The 18,136-nt window shown below is 32.4% G+C and carries 10 protein-coding genes; 2 read left to right on the top strand and 8 right to left on the bottom strand.

Annotation, left to right across the window (positions count from 1 at the left end; all coding sequences use genetic code 11):
• Positions 1–187: 187 nt before the first annotated feature.
• From Dongsha4_RS18350 to Dongsha4_RS18360, 3 genes are all read right to left on the bottom strand, one after another.
• Entirely contained in the window at positions 188–889 is a 702-nt protein-coding gene (locus Dongsha4_RS18350) for a hypothetical protein (RefSeq protein WP_330203711.1), read from the bottom strand.
• A gap of 20 nt (positions 890–909) precedes the next feature.
• A complete protein-coding gene (locus tag Dongsha4_RS18355) occupies positions 910–2,538 on the bottom strand; it encodes a tetratricopeptide repeat protein (protein WP_330203712.1) in 1,629 nt (542 codons plus the stop codon).
• 341 nt (positions 2,539–2,879) lie between these two features.
• The gene (locus Dongsha4_RS18360; protein ID WP_330203713.1) at positions 2,880–5,003 is read right to left on the bottom strand and encodes an IMS domain-containing protein; all 2,124 of its coding nucleotides are present in this window, start codon (positions 5,001–5,003) and stop codon (positions 2,880–2,882) included.
• A 174-nt stretch (positions 5,004–5,177) separates the two neighbouring features.
• On the opposite strand from Dongsha4_RS18360, the gene Dongsha4_RS18365 reads away from it, so the two are divergent.
• Complete coding sequence (locus Dongsha4_RS18365) at positions 5,178–6,041, top strand: fructosamine kinase family protein (RefSeq protein WP_330205471.1); 864 nt, start codon at positions 5,178–5,180, stop codon at positions 6,039–6,041.
• 112 nt (positions 6,042–6,153) lie between these two features.
• On the opposite strand, the gene Dongsha4_RS18370 is transcribed toward Dongsha4_RS18365, so the two are convergent.
• From Dongsha4_RS18370 to Dongsha4_RS18390, 5 genes are all read right to left on the bottom strand, one after another.
• Positions 6,154–8,028 carry a phosphodiester glycosidase family protein gene (locus tag Dongsha4_RS18370; protein ID WP_330203714.1) on the bottom strand — a complete coding sequence of 625 codons (1,875 nt, stop codon included), beginning with the start codon at positions 8,026–8,028 and terminating at the stop codon, positions 6,154–6,156.
• A 325-nt stretch (positions 8,029–8,353) separates the two neighbouring features.
• The gene (locus Dongsha4_RS18375) at positions 8,354–8,545 is read right to left on the bottom strand and encodes a hypothetical protein (RefSeq protein WP_330203715.1); all 192 of its coding nucleotides are present in this window, start codon (positions 8,543–8,545) and stop codon (positions 8,354–8,356) included.
• Positions 8,546–8,976: 431 nt separating this feature from the next.
• Positions 8,977–9,909, bottom strand: a complete 933-nt coding sequence (locus Dongsha4_RS18380; RefSeq protein WP_330203716.1) for a LysR family transcriptional regulator — start codon at positions 9,907–9,909, stop codon at positions 8,977–8,979.
• 94 nt (positions 9,910–10,003) lie between these two features.
• The gene (locus tag Dongsha4_RS18385; RefSeq protein WP_330203717.1) at positions 10,004–11,650 is read right to left on the bottom strand and encodes a serine/threonine-protein kinase; all 1,647 of its coding nucleotides are present in this window, start codon (positions 11,648–11,650) and stop codon (positions 10,004–10,006) included.
• An 829-nt stretch (positions 11,651–12,479) separates the two neighbouring features.
• Positions 12,480–14,054, bottom strand: a complete 1,575-nt coding sequence (locus tag Dongsha4_RS18390; protein WP_330203718.1) for a polysaccharide biosynthesis/export family protein — start codon at positions 14,052–14,054, stop codon at positions 12,480–12,482.
• Between the two features lie 485 nt (positions 14,055–14,539).
• Here Dongsha4_RS18390 and Dongsha4_RS18395 point away from each other — a divergent pair, with 485 nt between their 5' ends.
• On the top strand, positions 14,540–18,073 hold the full coding sequence (locus Dongsha4_RS18395; RefSeq protein ID WP_330203719.1) for a WD40 repeat domain-containing protein: 3,534 nt from the start codon (positions 14,540–14,542) through the stop codon (positions 18,071–18,073).
• The last annotated feature ends 63 nt before the right edge of the window (positions 18,074–18,136 follow it).

Consider the following 18,136-nt stretch of genomic DNA (forward strand, 5'->3'; position numbering starts at 1 on the left):
AAATTTTGCCTATTTGATTTGTAAATATTTTGAACTATTACCTGTTACCTAACCTCTTGATACCAGTTTTTCAGCAAATCCTAATTAATTATTAGAAAAAAGTATCTCCTCTCCGATGGGAGAGGGGTTAGGGAGAGGACAAAAAGTGTTTTTTATTTATTCAAAATGCCTTCAGAAATTTCCCATTTTAATGGGTATCAAAAACATAAATTTGTTTAGCGACCAAAAAACGAATAGGTAAATAATCCGTCAAACTATTAGCAATAAATATAGCTTCCTCATAATTATTGGTTGTAGTTACTGTTAAAGATAAACCATAATTTACCCCTAAAGGATCAATTAAAATAAAATAACGATTATCCGTTTGTAAATATTGTTGAGAATAATTAGATTTTATTTCTTCTAAACAGTTTGTTATTACTTCGTTATCATTGATATGAACTTGTGTTTCTTGTTGAGTGGTATAGAGTTTTTCTAAGGTATAAACAATAAAACCATAATCTAAACAAGGACAATAATAAGGATCAAAAGGAGAATTTTTATACAATAAAGAGAATTTATTATTACTATAAAAAAAATATAAATTTTCTGTTGTTTCTGCAAAATCAAAAGGTTTTTCTTTTAAAAATAAAGGAGAATTATCAGTAAAATTACCTTCTTTCATCCAATACCGAGAATCATCTATTAACCCCTCTTCAACATCAATAAAATATTCTGGTTGTTCCACCAATTCTTCCAAATGAGCAATTAAAATTCTAGCTTGTCCTCGTCTGCTGAGAAAATTTTTTTCCTCAATTAACTCATCACAGTTTTTTTTAATTAACCATAAAATTTCTTCAATTTCGGGATTTAAGCGAGGTTGTAAAGGATCATATTTTTTGTCCATCATAAATTTTTTTAGTCACTATCTTATCTTGGTTTCGTATTCCAAGGATCTATGGACATTTTATCAAAGTTGTTTTCTTTTGGTACTTTAATAAGATCATTATTCACTATTACTTTGTTATCATCTTCATGATGTTCTTTTTCTGGTAACAAATCTGATGTTATTTCTGGAGTGAATTGTTCAGGTTTTTTTAATTGACTTTTTCCCTTGATATTTTGATTATATTCTGGATTATCTTTATTATCTTTTCTTTGTTTTTGTTGTTGTAAATATTCTAGTAAAAATTGCTTGTTATATTTAGCTTGTATAAATTCATTATCTAGTTCACAGGCTTTGTCATAGTGAATAATTGCTTGTCTATATTTACCTAAATCTACATAAATAATTGCTAAATTATAATAGGCTTTTACATAATTTGGTACTAAATTAATGGCTGATTTATAGTTATAAATTGCCTGATTTATTTCCCCTAAATCGTTATAGATGATTGCTAAATTATAATAGGCTTTAGCCAGAGAGGGATTTAACTGTAATGCTTTTTTATAATCTTCTAATGCACCCTCTTTATCTCCCAATTCATAGCGAATATTTCCCCTATTATAAAACCCTTGGTAAAGATTGTTATTTAAAATAAGTACTTGGGAATAGTCCTCAAAAGCCTTTAATAAACTATTTGTTTTTTCATAACATAAAGCTCTTCTGTAGTAAGCATAAATGGAAAGAGGATTAATTTTTATTTCTTCTGTATAATCTGATATTGCTTCTTGATAATTTTGTATTTTATATTTTATATAACCTCGCCAATGATAAGCCAAATCATAATTAGGATATATAATAATAGCTTGATTAAGATCTGCTAATGCTCCTTGTTGGCTACCTATTTTCCATTTTGCGATCGCTCTTAATAAATAAACTTTATAATCGATAGAATTATTTTTTAAAACTTGATCATAGCAGTAAATAGCACTTAAATAATCACCATGATTGTTATGTAAACTAGCCTGTTTTAAATAGTCATATTTTTGATCTAAATAAGATGTTAAATAAAATTTTAACCCTCCCATATATAACAGATGAGAAAATGAAAAAGTGAATCTATTTTGCTTTTTAGAAATACTTAAGGTGTAGGTAGGTAAAAATCCAGCAAAAATAATCTTATATGGACTTTTGTTTAATGTTAAATCTCTCTCAGAAAAAACACATAATACAACTTGATTGTTTTTAACTTCTTCTGGGGTAAAAAACCATTTGACATCAGCAAAGTCAGCAATATTTACAGAATCACCTATGACTAATTTGACGATAATACGAAAGTTATGATTATCCTTTAATGCGAGAATCAAAAAATCATCAAGAAAATGTTGTTCTGGATTTACTTCCACTAGCAAATCGCCAAAACTTAAATTAACACAGTATTTTATCAGTTTATTTTTAAAGATATTTTCCTTTAATTGACTATCATGATTTTCTAAGGTTTCTTGTAATTTTTCTGCTAATTTTTCAGAAGATTGAATCAGAGGAATAGCTTTATTTTTATCAATAACAAAAGACTCTCCAAATACACCCTTAAAACGATGAGACAAAAAATGTTCTGATTTAAGACGGTGAATGAAGTCTTCTTGTTGACTTTTGAGTAGAGCAACCCAGTCCATAGTTTTTAATTAGACATCATCTTTCCTAGTTAATAAGTAATACGATTAGATGGGGAAATCGGGGCTTAGGGTATTGGAGTATAGGGGTATTAAGGGATTGGGGAGAAACGAGTTAGGAGTTAGGAGTTAGGAGTTAGGAGTTAGGAGTTAGGAGTTAGGAGTTAGGGGTTAGGGGTATTGTGTTAGGGGATTAGAAGAAACTAATTCTTAAAGTGCCGAAGTTACTTACTAATTACTAATGGTTTATTACCTTTGCCCCTTGCCCTTTTAACTTTGCCCTTTTAACTTTGCCCCTCACCCTTTTAACTTTGCCATTCCTTATATGATAGCTAACACCTGAATTATAAAACTTTAATTTCTTGAATCAACCATTTATCACCCTCTTTTACTAAAGAATACTCCACTAATAACCGTTCTTCATAAGAAAATCTGGGTTTTAATGCACCGTTTTGATAATATTGAGATTTTTCCCACACTTCGGCTTTAATAATGGCTTCTGTCGTATTTTGGGGGTTAACTTCTGCTGACTGTATTTTAATATCATGTTCATAACGTCTATAAGCATTAATTCTTCTTAAAGCATTACCATTGGCAATCCACACGGAAGCAAGGGGTTGAGAAAGCACCTGATTGAGTAGGATAAAATTATAATTAGGCCCTGTGGCTTCTTGTTTGGCATTTAGCCATCCTGCAATAATTTCTGATGCTTTTTCTGGAGTTAATTGATTTTGTAAATTCTCTTTAATTAACTCTTTTTCTGGGGAAGGTAATTCAATTAAAGGTTCTGACAGGGGTATATTCAAGGGTTCAGATTTTGGTTTAAATAAGATTTTAACAGCTAAAAATGCGATCGCAGTTGAAAGAATTAAGCCAATTAAGGGGACAAAAACAGGATTTTTGTACCAAGGAGATAAATTTCGGGGCGTTGACTTAGCAACAGATGGTGTCTCTTCCTCCGAATCTGTTTCCATTTCTGCATCGAGAAAATCACCAAAACCGATTAAATCCTCTGAAGGGGATAATTCATCCTCTACCAACAAAGATGTGGTTTGCTTTTCTTCCTCTGCTTCTATTACTTGAGTATTGGCAATGTGGGATTGGTTTTCTTGTGTGTTATCGTCAATAATCTTTTCTTCCTCGCTGGTAGATAAGGTTGATGCAGAATAATTAACTTGTGAGATATTGTTAACTTCTACAGAAGGGGAAGATTCGTTTAAGAATTCTGTTTCATTAATTAAAGGAGGAGAGATGCTTTCTAAATAATTTTGTACTTTCTCATCCGCAAAGTAGGCTTGTAAAGAAGAATCCACATCCCTTAAACCTTTAAATTGGGGAAAAACTTCTGTTTGTAACCATTTTTCCGTATAAACACACAATCCGGGTAATAAATCGGGAGAATTAGCCGATATTTCTTGAATACGTGCGATCGCATCTTTTTCTTTACTCTGACTTAGGGAAAACTCCGCCTCAGTAGTCTGTCCTAATAATAAAGCACAAATAGACTGCTCTAAATAAACATCTTGATGAATAGTTAAAGAAATTAAATTATTTTTTGCCTTAATAATTAAATCAGGTTTTCTTTCAGTAAATCCTCTCGCCAAACAAGCATAAGCAGTTAAATAAGCCGCCGCAGGAGAGGGTCTTTTTGCCTCATTTTCAAATAAAATTTGTTGCTCTTCTGCTGTTAAATAAACTCTAATTTGTTGTATAAAACGTAAAAAACTATCAACATTTAATCCAGAATCATCAATTTTTTGACTCTCAATACCTCCCCTAACATTCAACATTTCCTGAAGCAAATTAAGAGCTTTTTCTCTATCTTCTTTTATTTCATTTTCTCTAGTTAATAATTCTAAAATTTCATAGGGTTTTAATTTTCCTAAATCTTGCTTAATTTCCTTTTTTAAAGGCTGAAATAAATCTTCTTGATTTAAAAGATTATAAGACTTTTGCAAATAATTAGCCGCTAATTCATATTCTTTATCTTGCCACTTCTCTCTTGCTAATTCTAAATAGGCTAAAACCGCCGTTAAAATTAAATCTTGCCAAATAAAATCAATTTCTCCTTTGTTATCCGTTAAATCTTCTAGGTTATTTTTATCTTCAAGGTAGGGTGTTGCTAATCTTAAAACTAATTCAAAATCTCCTAAATCATAAAGAATAATTAACGCCCCTACTAACAAATCATTGGTAATTTCTACCGTAACTTCTTCCGATGTTTCAAGAAAAATATCCTCTTGGGATTCTTTCGTAAATAGAGATGACTCATATTCTAGGCGCGATTCTTCATCTTTTAAGACATCATAAGCAACTTTAAGTAAGTTCTGACGAGAGGTGATGCCATATTCACTATAACCCTCATGGGGTAACTGAAGCAAACGATCTTCATAGGCTTGATTAATTAAATCTGAATCCGCCTGAAGGGGGACTCCGAGAATACGAAAGTAATCTAAGGATATTTGCACGACTAACTATAATTAAGATTGCAGAAGGACATTAATTTACTAACTTGAGATTTTAGCACTGACTATTTGAATTAGAAATTGATTTCCATCGGGATTAAGAAAACTTGTTAACAAATACATAAAAATTACTTGGTATGATTAAATGACAATAGCTACCAAATTATGACATCAGAAATGTGGTCAGAAATTATCTCAAAAATTAATCAGAATATTGAGCAAAAATTTGAAATGTGCGATCACCGCTCTATTGGGGGGGGTTGTATTAATCAAGCCTATCAATTAATTGGCACTCAAGAAAGTTATTTTATTAAATTAAATAGTGCCTCTAGTTTAGATATGTTTATGGCGGAGGCATTGGGATTAGAGGAAATGTACTCAACCCATACCATTTTAGTACCGAAACCGATTTGTTACGGCATTGCGGGAAATAATAGCTATATTGTTTTAGAGTATTTTGAATTAGGTAGGGGTAGCTCTCAATCATGGCAACTAATGGGGAAAAAACTAGCACAACTCCATCGCTATCAAAAAGAAACCCGTTTCGGTTGGAAAATAAATAATACCATTGGTTCAACTCCTCAGATTAATGATTGGGGGGATAATTGGTCAGAATTTTTTGCAGAAACGAGAATTGGCTATCAACTGAAACTAGCTAATCGTAAAGGGGCAAATTTTTCCAATATTGGGGAAATAGTGGCTCAAATTAAAGATATTCTTAGCTATAGAAACCCAAATCCTTCTCTACTTCACGGTGATTTATGGTCTGGCAATGCCGCTTTTACTGCTGATGGCACACCTACTATTTTTGATCCTGCTTTTTATTATGGCGATCGAGAAGCTGATATAGCTATGACAGAATTATTCGGTGGTTTTCCCTCTGACTTTTATCAAGGTTATAACCAAGAATACCCCCTAGATAATGGCTACCAACAACGAAAAACTATCTACAATCTTTATCATATTCTCAATCACTTTAACCTCTTTGGAGGTGGTTATTTATCTCAAGCAAAATCGATGATTAACAGAATCATCAAGTAGTGAGCAAAGGGGCAAGGGGCAAAAGTGTTTAATTAACTTCCCCTAACACCCCAATACCCTGCAACCTGCAACCTGCAACCTGAAAACCGTAACTTTGAACCTAGAGCCAGTATTATCTTTGTCTTAAAAATACTCCGATTCCGTTATGAACTCTGGCAACAGTGGCAGGAGAACGGTCTATAATAGCTCCGCCGAGGTACATTTGAGTAGAACTTCCTCCATCTAAATTAAGGGCAGAAATAGCCCCCATTCTTTGGAGAATTTGAGCCATTTCGGTAAGGGTGGGACCAGCCCCGCCGATTCTACTATGTACGGCAACTAAGAGAATTTTACTTTGATTGTTAACTGCGATCGCACTTCTGGAGGCTTTTTGGGTATTAAAGGCTTTACTAAAATTTTCCGCTTCCCCGTTTAAAACAATTTGACCATTAAGAAGTAACAGAGGACCTGCCCCCATAATATAAGGATAACTAGCGAAATCTGTAGGATTAGTATATGTATTGACAGTAACAGAATCATTAAGACTAAATTTGTCCGCTCCTGTTCTAAATTTACGGAACACTAACAGATAACCTTTAGGGGGAATATTAATGCTGTCTTCTCCTGCTTTAACTCCCACAATTTTGTCTCTGATAATGCCATTTTCCACCACTGCAACGATTTCTCCATCACTGAGAGTCGTATAATTAAAGCCCCAATTTTCCGTATAACGGGCTAATCCTGCCTGTATATATCCACTATTAACATAATTATTGATGAGGCGATCTCCTCTACCCGTTGTAATAGTTTCTTCTAATTTAATACGATCAATTTTGACCTCTCCTAAATCATTCCAAGCAATAACCCCCCGATTTAAAATAGGACTCGATAGCCAGTTTTCTCTATCTTTAATCGCTCCCAATGGTAATTGATTATTGCGATTGAAAAATCCCCCATTAATTCCTGCCATTGCCCCTGAATTTTGAGCAGTAGTTTTTAGAGGTGCTGTACCAATTATAGTATTACCATTCGTCAACATAGGACGTAAATCCAAATTATAGCTTTTTGTGTTTAAGGTAAGAGATGATACTAAAAACTGGTCTTTATTATTATTTATACCGACATATTTTCTACTATAAATAACATCATTATTCCATAATATATCCCTAGAATTAATAGCAGTTGTACTAATATCTACAAATAATATATTCGGGTTAGCAGAAGTAACTTTTAAATTAGAAAAAGCAGGTAAAGTAATGTTAACTAGAGTTTTATTATCTTTACCAGAAATAGTAAATAATTTACTGTTATTAATGTTTATATTTTGAGGAGTTTCGTCCCCTTCTTCCTCTTGAATGACGGGGTTATTATTATTGGGAGGGAGGCTAGGAAAAAGAGAATTATCCACTTGACTATCAAGAGAAATTATCCCCACATCTTTACCTTGACTTACTTGAAAAAAGCTAGGTTGATTCAGTTCAATAATAATTTTTTTACCTTGAGTTTCTGACACTTCATAAATCTTATTAACTCTACTAGGAGGCAATTTTAAAGCTAAATAAGGATTAATATTATCTATCTCTAAAGAAGTATTTTTAACTAAATCTGTTATGTCTAAATAACGATAAGGATTAAGAAATTGAGTCGGTAAAATATTACTATAAGCAAACCATTGTACAGGTTGTTTATCTTTATTCGTTGTACTCAATAACTCTATGCCTAAATTAGCTTCTGCGGCAAAATCAGCTAAACCTGTATGAATTTCTCCTCCTTGTTGCCATTGTATCCAAGGTAAATTAACATTTTTATTATTAATAATTACTTCGTTACCTTTATTAACTACGTTTAAAATCTCATCTTGTGTAATTTGAGGGAAAACATCTTGAGCAAAAACACCTCTAAAAAATTTTCCTTGAACGAAAAGAGGAAATCCACTAATCAAATTTACAAAAAAAAGAGACGTAATAAAAAGAATTAAAAACTTAGACTTTATCAAAGTTAATTTCATAATGACTTTCCTGAGTTTAACTAGGTAGCTCAAACTAAATAAATAAAAGTTTGTAATTACCCCTTTAGGGGTTTTAAAAGTTTGATATATGAGGGTTTTAGCCCTAGATACTAATACTGTGCCACTGATACTTTTCATGGAGGAGAATAACTTATAAATCTCTCCATTTTTAGACCCAAATTTAGCTCCTTAGTTCCATCTTTTCATCTCTATAACTAAATTTTTTACAAACTAAATATTATTTAGACAACAAAAAAATGTATTAATATTTTTTACCAGATGATTAATGAATAAAATAAGTCAAATGGGTCTTAACTTTAAATGGTTAATTTTGATTTTTTAAAGTCAAAGAGGCAATTAAACCAAAAGTCCCTGCAATAGTACCTATACCTAACCATAAAGGAAAAGAGTAACCTTTAATATCTGCAACGATTCCCGCACTTAATCCAATAATACAATGCAACAGCATCAACCAAAATACAATATTAGGATCTGGATTAGTCAATATTTCTATCATTTGATATTAGTTTAACTTATTCGATTATTTTCAATAATTATAATATCTGTTTTTATTCATACATTAGTTTTACCTGAGTTCCATATAAAATTTTCAGTTAAGGTAGGCAAAAGGGGAAACCCCTCTGTGTCTCCCCTTAAAAGGGGAGAAAGAGAACAGGGAAAAGTGATAAAAATTAATGGAAAATATTACTCTATGGATTTTAGCTGATTTTTAACTGAGTTCAATTACCGTTTCAGCTTTCTTGAGATAATACTTATCTCAAGAGATAATCAATTTATCTACTTTTTTCGTCCATATCTAGTTACTTTTACTCCGAACCCCGAACCCCGTTCACGACTGAAAGGAGTGTAAGAGTGCAGCGAACTCTCTGAACTCAGATAGTTTTAGTTTTACTCCTCTGTTATGTGGAAATCTAACGTGATATGTGTCTATAAATTTTGGTTGTTCATGGCTTTAGCATAATCATAAACTAAATTGAAAAAGTCTTTAACGGTGGGAATTTGTAAACGATCCTTTGTTGTAATTAAAACAACTTCTCTGGTTAATTGTTGGGTTTGAGATTGATGAGATTTTAAGGTAATGGGAATAATACTTAGAGAGGGGTCAGATTTTGATTCTTGTAGAGCAGATTCTGGTAAAAGGGCGATAAAGTTACCTTGACGAATAACTCCTCGAAAAGCATCAAGGGTATTTAATTCCATTGCTACTTCTAAATCAAAACCATGTCCTGCAAATACTTCTTGAACAATTCTCTGCATTCCATAACCGTCTTTAAATATTACTTGGCTATAGGGGGCTAAATCGACAATGGTAACACTATCTTTTGTGGCAAGGGGATGAGAGCTAGAAACTAGCACTTGTATCGGTTCATAATATAGGTGTTTGGAAACCATTTCTGAGGTGGAAGTGAGATATTTATTATTCATCACTACTGCAACGTCCACTAATCCATCTCGTAATACTTTGAGAGCGCGATCGCTTCCTAGGGCTGTAACTCTAAGTTGTACTTGGGGATGACTTTGGCAAAATGATTGGAGGATGGGGGGTAGAAAATAAGCACAAACAGAGTGAATTCCTGCAACGCATAATTCTGGTTGCTCTCCTTGTAACAGTTGTTGGATTTTATACTCGATTTTATCCCACTCTTGACAAATACGTTTGGCATGGGGTAGCAGTTTTTCTCCTGAAACGGTTAATTTTGCTTGTGCTTGTCGATGGAATAAAGCTGTATTTAGGTGACTTTCTAAACCCTGTACTTGACGGCTAATAGTTGATTGAGTGACACCACAAAGTTTTGCCGCTTGTCCAAAACTCCCTGTTTCACTAACGGCTACAAAAGCTCTTATTTGTTCAATTCTCATAGATTAGACTTTTTTTCCTACCCACTGCTTTTTCTCCACAAACTATTAAATTACAGAGGAGGGTAGTTTTAATTCTGTCAAAATCAATACGAAATTATAAATTACAGTCCATTGTTCGAGAAATCAGAGTATAAATTCCTTCTAATAATCCTGACATGGCAAGACTTGGTAAATGTCCTTGGGGGGCGCTTAAATCATAGTTGAGATCCTCAGTGAATAGCCATAAACCTTTATTTCTCCAACCGACGCGATCGCCCATACTCTCCCAAACTTTTTTATCATGGGATCTTTTTCCACCTAAACTGAGATAAATTCTTTTTTGTACGGAAAAACCAAATTTGCCTTGACTATATTTAGTCCATAAGCGATCAATAGAGTGCAAATCTTCACAGGGAAACTCTTGCATGGCATGGCGATCGATCCAACCAAAATCTTCTTTATTAACCGCTTTGAGCATTAATTTTTGTGTTTCTAAGTCTGCTTCTTGCCATTTTTTTTGACTCAGTAATTCTTCTAAATGATGATAGTCTATACCCACCGCAGACATTTTGGGTTTCTTTTGCGGTTCAATGACTGTTTCAGAGGATGATATTTCAGTTTGAGAAACGATTTCTTCTAAATGAGTATCAATGAGAGATTCTTGATTGTCATAGCTAGATTCTACGGGAATAATGGGATTATTTTCAAAACGAGTGGGAGAAAGAGGATCATAAGTATATTCTTGGGGAGGTTGACTGGTTTGACGAGGTCTAGCTTTTATTCTTCTAACTTTTTTCTTTTTCGGTACGGGAATAACTGGGATTACGGGCAAGGGATGATGAGTATTAGCACTGGTATTTTCTGATGGTTGGGTGGTTTGTGGTGTAGGAGGAGGAATAACAGGAGAATGAGGCGTCGGGTTATTATTCGTCAAGTTGATTTCAACATCTTCGGTAAGCATATTCAACCACTCTGTTACTGACTCAGGACGATTTTCTGGTAACAATTCCATACCCTTCAAAATAGCTAAGTTGGTGCGATCGCTTATTTTGGGATTGTGGGTTTGAGGGGGAATTAAATTAATGCCTTGTTGGCGAAATTGAGCAGGAAAAGGTATTTGTAGGGTTAAAATATAGTATAAAGTTGCAGAAAGAGCGTAAACATCGGTATAAGCTCCTCTTTTGGCATTTCTTTGATATTGTTCAATGGGTGCAAAACCTTCAGTACGGGAATTTGTATGAATCTGGGTTTTATCTTCTATAAAATCCCTTGCTAAACCAAAATCAATCAATACCGCCTCGTTATTTTCCATGCGACGCATAATATTAGCTGGTTTAACGTCACGGTGTAAAATACCTTGCTTATGAATATAAGTTAAAGCACTGCCTACTTGATAAATGTAGCGAATAGCCTCAAACTCAGAAAATCCCCCCTGTTTTTTCACTAAGGTTTCTAAATTACCACCGTCAATATATTCCATCACCATACACCACAAATCTTCTTCCTGACAGACATCATCCACTCGAATTACATGAGCATGACTACATTTAGCCAAACGAAAAGCCTCTTGAATAAATCTTTCTTGATGTTTCGCAAAATTGGGTAAAGCCTGAATATTGGCATTGAGAGTTTTAATGGCAACTATTTTCTCATTAATAATATCTTTTGCTTTATATGTAATACCTGCACCCCCTGCCCCCAATACTTTTTCTATAACATATCTTCCCTTCTGAATAATTTTCCCCGCTTTCCAGTAACTCATAATAATTGCGATAGTCTTATGCTTTCTTTTCTCTGCAATTTTATTTTATCCCTAATCTTTGATTCAGCGATGAAGAGTTTATGGAGATGCAAACGACGCAATTACTCTCTCGGTGATAGAACTTATGAACTTATTTCACCTCAGTTCGATTTAAGAATATCGGGTAGATGTCTGGTTGTTAGGCAGGGCTGTTTCATTCTAAAATTTTCTGGTTAAGGCAGGGAATACCTGAGTTCGGAGTTCGGAGTTCGGAGTTAAAAGTAATAATTATTGACAAAAAAGCTGAATAAATTGATTTTCAATGAGTTTTTCCTAAATTTAATAATTTTTTATTCCAAAATTGGCTCGATGATAACTCGAGGGCGCTTTATTTTTCGATACTTTTTTCATCGAACTCAGTTAGGGAATAGGCACTCTTGCAATAGTTTTTAATGGTTTATAGTTATAAATTGATAATCTCAACATTTTTAACTACTTCTTAATCCTAAAAGCTCTAAAACCCTATATTCTTTTACTGGCAATAGTTTTAGCGTTTTTGTATTTCTACTTTGAAACAGCCCTGCTGGTTGTTAGGGGCTTAGGGTATTGGAGAAAAACGAGTTAGGGGTTTTTAATTCTTAATTCTTAATTATCAACTATTTAACTTTGCCCCTTGCCCATTGCCCTTTTCGCCATCATTCATAGATGAAAATTGATCCCAAATTCAGGTTAAATTAGGAAACTTGGGCTTAATAAACAAAAAAAGATGATCTTCCTTTTTTGAAAGATCATTATCCTAATATATATATTGATATTGTTTATACAAATGTTTAGTTTGTAAGTTTAATCATTAATTATTATTGTTGTTAAAAACATCGACAATTCTAGCCGTATTAGCGATAATACCGATGATTTGAGCAAAAGGATCAAAAATTTGATAAGTTGCATCAGATACCACAGCAAATCCTGAACGATCAATGAAAACAATGTCATTGTTGAGTAGGGGGGGGTTATTTTCCTGATTTAAGGGAGCAGAAAAGTCAATTTTGACAATTTTTTCCGTAACTGTACCATTGGGATTAAGTCGAATTAATTTTGCGGTTGCTTCGTTGGCTCGACGATTGTTAAAACCTCCTGCCTGAAGTAGTGCCTGTTGTAAACTTACATTCGGTGGTAGTTGTTTTAAACCGGGATTTTTAACCTCCCCAATAACGCTAACATTAATAGTATTAGGCGAAAAACTAGCTACTGCTACTTGACGCACTTCACTGTCATCAATGGATTCGGCCGTAGGAATAAAAATGCGATCGCCATTTTGTAATAAAGCATCTTCCCTAAATTTACCTGTTTGTAAAAGTTCCCAGAGATTAACTTTAATTATTTGGTCTTCCCCAGATGGTAATGTTCTTCTTACCTCTATATTACGAATATCCGCTCTGGCAGTTAATCCCCCGGCTGTTTTAATTGCTCTTGTGGCCGTGGGAATACCTGCTAAACTTTGTTCATTATTAATTACACGATTAGTGTCAAATGACAACTCATCGGTAAGGTTATTAGCTTTTACGTCGTCACCAGTTAAGGTGTATGGACCAGGTCGGTTAACTTCTCCTACAATACTAATAGAAATTGGTAGGCTAAGATTAGCACTAAAATTAGCAGTTGCTGTTCTTAATACTTCCGTGGGATCGATATTTTGGGCGCTGGGTATGATGATGCGATCGCCATCTCTGAGAACAATATTTTGCTGTAAATCACCATTTTGAAGGAAATCCCATAAATTAACGGGAATAATATACTCTCTTCCTTTGAAATTACGAACAACTTGAAGATTTCTTGTATCAGCAGAGGCATTAATACCGTTACCTAGTTGCAACGCACTAATTAAAGTCGGAAATTTTCTTCCTGAATTAGCACTACTCCCTCCCCCAGTTGAGCCTCCTGTTTCAAAAGGAATAGAATAAGAGCCCGGAGTGCGGATTTCTCCTACCATAGCAATAGTAATAGGACGAGGAATAGTTAAATCTATACTAACAATAGGATCTCTCAATAAACCTTGGGATACATACTCTTGACTAATCAAAAGTTCAGCTTCTGCTAAAGTTAAACCTGCTACGGTAACACGATTAATTAAAGGTAAATTCAGAGTACCATCAACCAACACCTGATACTCTCTGCTATACTCAGGCACATTAAAAATATTTAGCGAAATTACATCACCTGCATCTAAAGTATAAGGAAATCTCTGAGCTAAACTGTCTTGTGAAGCAGATATGGGATAGTCACTATTAACTGTGTTAGGGGTGTTATTACCCGTTAAAGGTTTTAAAGGCTGACGTTGTGCTAATTCTTGGGCAAAGACATTGCAACTCAGTAAATTAGACATCAAAAGCACTAATGCTGTAGTGGAATAGTAAGTCTTTTGCATAATAACAGTAATAGTAAAAATATTTTAATTATGAAAGCTATTTAATTATAGTGGGATAAGAAAGTCTTATTTTGTTGAAAATCTACAAATGCTCACCGACAATAATTTATTCTGTAAGATAACAAGGAAAATATTATGTTTAGCATTGTATATTATGTTGTTCAGTATTATATCCATTTATGTAAGTTTTATCGTTGCTTAGTTAATTTAAGACTAAAAACAATAAACCTCTGGAATTTGTCATCTTGATAAGAAAATAAGATTTTACAATAGAAATAGATTGTTATTCGGAAAACATTAATATTAACCCTGTTGCCCGTAGCTGAGGCTTTTTATGCTTTATCTGTAGATGTATTTTGTAGCACTCACTTTATAAAGCCTGTTATTCTCTGTTGCCTTACTTTCTGAAAAAGTTTAATCAATTATGAGTAAGTCTAAAACAATTCCACTGTCATAATGCTTTAATTAATTTTCTTTTTTTGTTAATGAAACACAACCACGAAAATCTTCCCAATAATCAAGATATTATTAAGTATATAAAAGAATCTCTTTCTCCAGAACAATTAACCTCATTAATGGAGTTGATTTTGCAAGGAATATTATTGGGAAATAGTTACTCCGAGATTGCTAATAAATTGGGATATAATCATAATTACATAAAAAAATTATCAGCACAATTATTAAATCGTCTTTCTGAGCACTTTGCTATAAAAATAACAAAAAAAACACTAAAAGAAATAATATCAGCAAAATATCAGATAGTTGATCAATCTTATTCTAAAAACATAGTAAAAGATTGGAATACTAGCCCCAAATTAGATAATTTTTATGGTAGAGATAAAGAGTTAAAACAACTTCATAATTTAATTTTTGTCGAAAATAAACGTTTAATTTATATATCAGGAATTGGAGGTGTAGGGAAGACTTCTTTGTCCGTTAAATTTATGCTTAATTATCAGTCAGAATTTACAGTAATTATTTGGAGAAGTTTGAGAAATGCACCTCTTTTAAATCATCTTGTTACTGATATAGTTTCTGTTATTTCTAATTATCAAAATTTAGAAGGTTCAGTGGATGATTTACTTTCTTTGTTAAGACAACATCGCTGTTTAATTATTTTGGATAATATTGAAACTATTTTAGCAGAAAAAGAAGTTGGTTATTATCGTTCTGATTTTGAAAATTATGGTAATTTTATTCGTTTTTTAGGAGCATCAAATCATCAAAGTTATATTATTTTGACAGGCAGAGAAAAACCACCAGAAATAACTTTCTTAGAAGAAGAAAAAAGTCAAGTTAAAAGTATTAATCTTAAAGGTTCTAAAGAGGCTTCTCTAGATATTTTAAAAGAAAAAAAGATTTTAGCATCAGAACAAGAAAAATTGGAATTAGCTAAATTATATAATTATCATCCTCTTGCCACTAAGTTAGTAAGTAATGTAATTAAGGATTTGTTTGCTAATAAAGCTAGTAATTTTTTAGCCCAAGAAACAACTCTTTTAAGAAGTTTAAATATTATTTTAGATGAGCAGTTTAATCGTCTCAGCAATACAGAAAAAACGATTATGAATTGGTTAGCTATTAATCGGGAATTAACATCAATAGAAGAATTAGCAGAAGATATTATTCCTCCCATCCAAAAATCTCAATTATTGTCAGCTTTGCAAAGTTTAAAATGGCGATCGCTTCTTGAAATTCAGGACGGAAAATATAGTCAGCAACCTGTAATTATGGAATATGTTTTAGAAAAATTTATTAACAACATTTATCAAGAAATAGTTAACGGTAATCTTGATTTATTTGGGAAGTATCCTTTAACAAAAATTACAACTAAAGAATATATAAGAATCGCACAAACTAGACTGATTATAGAACCATTAATAACTTTATTAGAAAAAACTTTTCCTGTAAAAATACAATTAAAAAAGCAGTTAAAAAATTTATTAAATCTTTGCAAAGAATTGCCTTTTAATAATTATGGTGTGGGAAATATCATTAAAATCTCTGAAATGCTTAAAATAGCTCTACAAGAATACAATTTTAGAGAATTACCGATTTGGCAAACGGATTTATCAAATAACTTTTTGAGAAAAATTGATTTTAGTTATTGTGATTTTAAAAATGTTAAATTTATCCATACTCTCGGTGCGGTTTTAAAGATAGCTTATCATCCTCAAGGAGAAATTATTGCTATTTCTGATATTAATGAGATAATTTATTTATGGAGAGTAAAAGATGGTCAAAATATTTTAAAATTAAGCGGACATAATGCTTGGGCATGGGATCTTAAATTTAGTATTGATGGACAATTATTAATTAGTGCTTCTGATGATAAAACAGTCAAAGTATGGGATATTAAAACAGGTTTTTGTTTAGCCAATTATGAATTAAAACAACACAAGGCTAACGCAATTTCTATCACTAAAAATAATAAAATAATTGCTATTGGTTGTAATTGTGGTTATTTAGAATTATGGCATTGGCAAGATGATATTCACCATATTTTGCAAGGACATCAAGGAGATATTAATAGCTTACAATTTAATCATGATGATCAATTTTTATTTACTGCTAGTTTAGATGGCACTGTTAAACAGTGGAATTTAACTGATAAAACTTGTTTTAAGACATTTAATTATTCCCAAAATCCGATTCATTGTTTATCAATTTCTCCCGATGACAAGTTAATGTTAACTGTTACTATTAATGGTAATCTACAAATGTGGTTAATCGAATCAGTAGATTGTCTTTATAGTTTAGATAACAAAGATATTTTTATTCATCAAGCTATTTTTTGCCCTACTGGTAACTCTTTTGCTACTGCATCAGAATCAACTATCACTTTTTGGGATAATTTAACAGGGAAAATAATTAAAAGTTTGATACCACAAAAAGGAAAAATATATTCCTTAGCTTACAGCCCTAATGGTAAAATTATCACCTCTGCTTCTCAACAAGAATGTTTAATTTCTTTTGACATTGAAACAGGCGATCGCATCGATACTTTATATGGTTATTCTAATCATATTTGGGCATTATCAACGGATAATAATAAATTTTTGGTTAGTGGAGGCACAGATGGTATTTTAAGATTATGGTCATGGGAAAAAAGTTCTCCTTTGAAAGAAATAAAAGCCCATAAAGGAGTTATTTTTGCAGTAGCGTGGCATCCTCAAAAACTATTTTTTGCAAGTAGTGGAAGCGATCGCACTGTTAAAATTTGGCATGGAAAAACAGGAGAATATCAACAACAAATATTAGCTCATACTGATTTAGTTTTTACTATTGCTTGGCATCCTGAAGGAGAAATATTAGCTATTGCTGGAAGTAGTAATCAGATCAAGTTTTGGAATTTTAATGATAATAATTTTTGCCTTCAATTAATGATAAAAACTACAGAAATTATGCACTTAAGTTGGTCAAATAATGGTAAAATATTAGCCATATATACCCGTAAAGGAGAAGTATTTATTTATGACTATTATACAGATAAATTAGAGTTGATTTTTGAAAATAAAGAAGCCAATATTAATGATATTAGAAGTTATATAGCTTGGAAACAAAATGATAATTATTTAGTTTTTACAGGTGCTAAAAATCAAGTAGTAATTTGGAATAGAAAAGTAAAAAAACTAGAGAAAAATTTACAAGGACATTTAGCCCAAGTAGTGGGTATAAGTTTCATAAAAAATGATCAATTTCTAATTACTGTCAGTCTTGATACAACTATTAGAATTTGGGAATTTTCCTCTGGTAAATGTGTTAAAGTTTTGACAGGACATCAAGCCCCTATACCCTGTTTAACAATTATTAATCAAGATTTATTTGCTACTGGTAGTGCCGACTCAACGGTGAGAATTTGGGATGTAAATACAGGAGAATGTATCAAAATATTAAGAAGCGATCGCCCCTATGAAGGTATGAATATTCATCACGCAACAGGTTTAACTTCTGGGGAGTTAGATAATTTAATGAGTTTGGGGGCAATTAATAAAAACGATACAAATAATATTAAATAATTCATCTGAAAAAGTAACTTTTTAATGGAAAATAGTAACTTTTATGCCCTGTCAAATATCTTT

Origin of the sequence: Cyanobacterium sp. Dongsha4 (assembly GCF_036345015.1) — a bacterium.
GTDB lineage: Bacteria > Cyanobacteriota > Cyanobacteriia > Cyanobacteriales > Cyanobacteriaceae > PCC-10605.